Genomic DNA, 901 nt, shown 5'->3' with positions numbered 1-901 from the left:
CATACCATTTCGCTTTGTATTCAAGCATTGTTCTAAATTGGGACCAGGATGCTTCACTAATCGCTTTTGCTAATTTACGGTTCTTTAACATGTTTGATACTTGCAGATCCTCAACACCGATGACATCGTGGTTTTTGACAATCTCGGTAGAAATTTTATGCAAGTAGTCCACTCGTGTGTTTGTGATTTTTTCATGCAGGAGGGCGACTTTCCGTTTTTGTTTTTGATAGTTTTTTGCTTCATCAAGTTTACAGTTTCTCTTTAAAGCTAATCGTTGCCTTCTGGAGAGGATGCGCTGTGCATCAGCGAGCCTTTTCTCCATCGTTCGAAAAAACTTGGGGTTTTTGTATAGCGTCCCATCTGACAGGATTGCAAATTCCTTCAGACCGACATCGATGCCGATGGAAGAGCCGGTCTTTGCTAACTGCTGTATTTCCACTTCAGCCAGAATGGATACAAAATATTTCCCAGATGGATTTCGTCTGACCGTTGCATTAAGAATGCGGCCTTCAACTTCGCGACTTTTGGCAAAACGGACAAACCCAAGTTTAGGCAGTTTGATTTTATTTCCTTCAACCGCAATATTTCCATTCGTATGTTTTGTTGTATAGGATTGTACTTTATTCTTTTTCGATTTGAATCGGGGTGCTTTATTTTGCCGTTTAAAAAAGCGCCCATATGAATCTGCGAGATTCCTAAGTGAAGATTGGAGAGCAATGCTGTCAACTTCCTTTAACCACGTCAGTTCCTTTTTCAGCCATGTTAATGCGGCAGAACAGGAATTGTATGTCAATCCTTTGCCTGTTTCTTTGTAGGTGTCATTCCAACGCACCAAGAAATGATTGAATACAAAGCGTGAGCAACCGATGGTTTTAGCAATCAGTATTTCCTGTTCTTTGTT

1 protein-coding gene is annotated in these 901 nt (G+C 40.6%); it reads right to left on the bottom strand.

Translation table 11 applies throughout. The features are described from left to right. Window positions 1–901 (bottom strand): IS200/IS605 family element RNA-guided endonuclease TnpB (gene tnpB, locus ACFPZG_RS04715; protein WP_381426423.1); only part of this gene is annotated, 901 nt, incomplete at both ends.

The sequence above is a fragment of the Sporosarcina thermotolerans genome (genome assembly GCF_042658975.1).
In the GTDB taxonomy this organism is placed as follows: Bacteria; Bacillota; Bacilli; order Bacillales_A; family Planococcaceae; genus Sporosarcina; species Sporosarcina thermotolerans.
The sequence above is the reverse complement of the archived record's forward strand: the minus strand, read 5'-3'. Positions and strand labels throughout refer to the sequence as shown.